The sequence below is a fragment of the Ideonella azotifigens genome, from assembly GCF_006519715.1.
Lineage (GTDB): Bacteria > Pseudomonadota > Gammaproteobacteria > Burkholderiales > Burkholderiaceae_C > Ideonella > Ideonella azotifigens.
The window spans coordinates 1-4,105 of sequence record NZ_VIDT01000508.1 but is presented as its reverse complement, the minus strand read 5'-3'; the positions used below and the strand labels follow the sequence as shown (position 1 = coordinate 4,105).

The window sequence follows — 4,105 nt, the reverse complement described above, 5'->3', positions numbered from 1 at the left end:
CCGTGCGGCTCATTGCGCGCCCCCGGCCGATGCAGCCGAAGCCACGTCAGTGGCCGCTGAGCCGGCCACCAGCTCGGGCAAGACCAGGCCGCGCAGGCTCTTGGCTCCGCCGCCATTGCCAGCGGCCGTTGGCGCCGCAGCGCCGGGCATGGTGATCGCACGGTACTGCACCGCGATCGATTGCTTGCCCTCGCCCCAGCGCAGCTCGCGCACGCCATCCGGCAGCTTGCTGACCTGCGCAGCCTCGATCAGGCGCTCGAAGCCGAAGGCGCCCGGCGCACTGAAGACCTCGACCGTGCGGTTGTCCGGCGTCAAGCCGGTGATGCGCACACCCGGCGCACCGTTCGCATTGGGCCAGACGAAGTTGGTCCACTGGGCCGCGCCGTTGCGGTAGCGCAGTGCCTGGCCGTCGATCTCGACGGTGTATTCCAGGAAGCCCGGTGCGCCCAACGGCAACAGCTGGAAGGCCGATTGCGCAGACCCTGCCGCAGCGGCACCGCCGGCATTGCCCGCAGCGCCGTCCAGCGTGGCCACCCAGGTCGGGAAGCCGTTGACGAACTCGGTGCGCAGGTGCAGGCCCTGGTTGGCCCACAACCGTGGCGAGATGGCGTCCCCGCGCCGCGTGACCAAGGGGCCCAGCGCCTCGCTGGCGAACTTGGCCACGCCACCCGACGGGCCGAACACCCGCGCGACCTCGGTAGCGCTGGCCTCGATGCGCGAGGACGAATCGAACGGGTACTTGCCCGCCAGCGATTGCTGGAAGGGCTGCAGCACCTGCGCGGTCCAGAGCCGGTTCAGCTCGGTTTCGGCCGGCGGCACCAGCACGCCAAAGGCCTGCATCAGCGGCCGCACCAGCATCGGCTTCAGCGTGGCCTTGGCCGAGTCGCTGGCGCCGGTCAGCATCTGCTCCTCGACGAAGCGCAGCGCCTCAGCCAGCTCCGAGCCGCTGCCTTCCAGCGTGGCGGCCATCAGCTGACGCGCGGCCGGGCCCGGGTCGCCCTGGTTCTTCATCTGGTTGAAGCGCGTGCGCAGCTTGCTCAGCGACTGCAGGTAGCCATCGAGCAGGCTGGCGCCGCCGTCGCGCGCGCTGGCAATGCGGGCCAGTGCCGCGAACTCCTGGCCCACCGGGCCCATCGCCACGCCTCTGTCGGCCCCCGACACGTTGACGCCCACCTCCACCCGCGCTGGCGCCATGCGCAGCACCGAACGCTTGATCCACTCGACCACGCCTTGCTGGGTCTTGGCGAGCTGCTCGTTGAGCACCGCCGGGTTGTCCCAGGAGGTCTGCTCGAACAGCGTGTTCATCAGCTTGCGCAGCGGCGACTCGGCGCTGTCGCCCAGCCGGTTCATCTGCGCCACGGCATTGTCGAAACCGGTGAACTCGGCCACCGACACACCTTGCATGAAGCGCTGCCACTCCGTGACGTACTCGGTCTTGTACAGGTCGGTCAGCGATTTGCGGATCTGCTCCGGGCTGCCTTGCAGCGACAGGTCGTCATGGGTCGAGGTCTTCAGCACCCAGTCGGCGCTTTGCAGCTCGTTGTTGGCGGCGTCCTTGAAGGCGTCGTTGACGTAGCCCTGCCAGGCTTCACGGGTGAAGGTGCCAGAGACCACATAGCTGCCGACCACGCTCTCCTTGCCGGCTTCGCCGACGATGCGCGCCACCGTCATCGACGGGTAGCGTGTCGACGCGCGGGCCTTGATGTCGGCATAGACACGCTCGAGTGCCGGCGTGCCCTGCACGACCTTGCGCAGGTTGTCGCGGGTCTGGTCGACCAGGCCGAAGTTGTTGTTCAGCGTCGGGAAGGCCGGATCGGCGATGTTGGACATCGAGAAGGTGATCATGCGCTCGGCGCTGCGCATCAGCTGCTCGCGCGGCAGGTTGCCGCGGTTGTCTTCCAGCCAGCCGCGCCAGAAGCGCGTGATCTGGTCCGTCATGTGACCCACTTCCATGCGCTGGCGCTCGGCCAGCATCAGGTAGGTCTTCAAGGCCTTGTAGGCGTCTTCCACATCGGTGGCCGAGGCCTGCACATAACGCGATGGCACGGCACCGGGCGCTGCCGGCACCACCGGCGCCGAGACCGCCGGAATGGCCTCTGCCGTCGCCGCGCTGGCCGCGACTGCGGCGGCGCTCACGCTGGTACTGGACGTGGCCGGCCGGCCCAAGGGCTTGAGCTGCCCGGCATGCTGGTTGACCTCGCGCAGGTAGCCCTCCAGCGCTTGCGCCACAGGCTCCAGCATCAGCTTGCGCACGCCGTTGAAATACTCGGAGCGCAGCTTGCGCTCCAGCTGCTCGCCCTGGTAGAGGCCCAGGCCGACCGACATCGGATGGTGGTCGCGCCAGGCGGCCAGCTCTTCGGCCCGGGTCTGGATCAGCTCCAGCGCCTGGATGCGCGAGGCCAGGTCGATCTGGCCCACCTGCAGCTTCACGGCCTTGTCCAGGTCGGCCTGCACGCTGGCCACCAGCTGCCGGTTGCCCAGGTAGGACCAGCTCCAGCCGGCCAGCACGGCGGCCAGCAGCACCACGCCGGCCGCGAAGCTGACCACGCGCAGCCGGGTCTTGCCGCGGCTGGCGTACTGGCGCACCAGGTTGCGGTCGGCGAACAGCACCTTGGCGAACAAGTCCTTCAGGAAGAAGCCGTTTTCGCTGGTGACCAGCGCGCCGCCGCGCTGGGCCGGCGGCAGCAGCGCAAACTGCTCGGCCACGCCATTGCGCGCACGCTGGCCCACGGCGCCCTGCTGCACCGCGCTGGTAAAATAGAAGCCGCGGAAGACCGGCCGGTACTGGTAGGGGTTCTCTTCGAACAGCGTGGCAATGAAGCTGCGCAGGACAGGCTGCGTGGCCGAGAACTCCAGCGGAAAGGCCAACACGGCAGGCGGCAAGGCCTTGCCACGGTTCAGCGACATGCGGGCCAGCGCCATTTCCTTCAAGCCGTCCTGCAACTCGTCGAAGTGGCCGTCGAACAGCTCCACTGCGTCCTTCGGGGTCTCGGGCTGGTAGGCCAGCGTGGCGCCCCAGGCGCGCTCGCGTTCCTTCGGGTCCTGGTCCTCGAAGAACTCCACAAAACCGGTGATCAGGTCGGCCTTGGTGAACAGCACATAGACCGGCGCAAAAACCTCCAGCGACTCGGTCAGCTCCTGCACGCGCTGGCGCAGGTTCTTGGCCAGGCGGATCACCGCATCGGGCTTGGCCTCGGTCAGCTCGGCCAGGCTGGCGGCGATCAGGATGCCGTTGATCGGCGCCTTCGGCCGGTTGCGCTTGAGCATGGCCAGGAAGCTCAGCCACTCCGGCCGGTCTTCCTCGTGCACCGCGTAGCGGCCGGCGGTGTCCAGCAGGATGCCTTCGCTGGTGAAAAACCAGTCGCAGTTCCGCGTGCCGCCAATGCCCTGGATGATGTTCTCGGCACCGCCAGAGAAAGGAAAATGCAGCCCCGACTGCACGATGGCCGTGCTCTTGCCCGCCGCCGGGTTGCCGATCACCATGTACCAGGGCAGCTCATACAGCGCGGCCTGGCCGGTGCGCTCGCCGAGCTTGGAGGTCTTGATCGTCTTGATGGCTTCGTGCAGCCGGTCGCGGATCACCGCCGTCTCGGCACCGGCCTTGGCGCCCGCCTTGTGCCGCGCCGGTTCCACCAGCGTGCCCTCCAGGTCCTGCTCCAGCCGCTTGGCCGCCAGGCGCACGCGCCAGCGCTTCACGCCCCAGACGATCAGCGCAACAAGCAGGATGGCGCCCAGCACGGCCAGTGCCACCATGAAGCCGAGCTGCAGCGCATCGGCGCCCAGGAACAGGAAGGCCGCCAGCGCGGCCAGCCCGAGCACGCCCAGCACACGCGGGTCCAGAAGCAGTTGCAGAAAACGAGTCATGGAAAGCGCGATCGAAAAATCGTCAGTGGTACGGCAGGAAGAGGGGCAGCGGTCTCAGAGGCTGGCCGCAAGTGGCGGGCTCAGCAGCGTGGCGAGCCGCCAATGGCTGTCGGTCAACGAAAGCGCCAGCACCGGGGCCTGGCTTTCCTGCACCTGGGCGGCCGCAGCGCCAAGCATCACCAGCGCGCCAGCGGCGCCGAGGTGGTCATCATGCCGACGAAGGAAGGGGTGTGAGCCACTG

At 68.4% G+C, this 4,105-nt stretch carries 2 protein-coding genes; both read right to left on the bottom strand.

Features of this window, described 5'->3' with window-relative positions:
- Window positions 1-9 precede the first annotated feature (9 nt).
- Complete coding sequence (tssM, locus tag FKP22_RS22980) at window positions 10-3,864, bottom strand: type VI secretion system membrane subunit TssM (RefSeq protein WP_141290002.1); 3,855 nt, start codon at window positions 3,862-3,864, stop codon at window positions 10-12.
- A gap of 54 nt (window positions 3,865-3,918) precedes the next feature.
- Window positions 3,919-4,105, bottom strand: a 187-nt coding sequence (locus FKP22_RS33535) for a hypothetical protein (RefSeq protein ID WP_211361536.1), incomplete at its 5' end; no start/stop codon positions are given.

What these genes read in the sequence shown, in the direction of transcription:
- tssM (WP_141290002.1), bottom strand. Translation starts at nt 3,864, where the DNA reads ATGACTCGTTTTCTGCAACTGCTTCTGGACCCGCGTGTGCTGGGCGTG.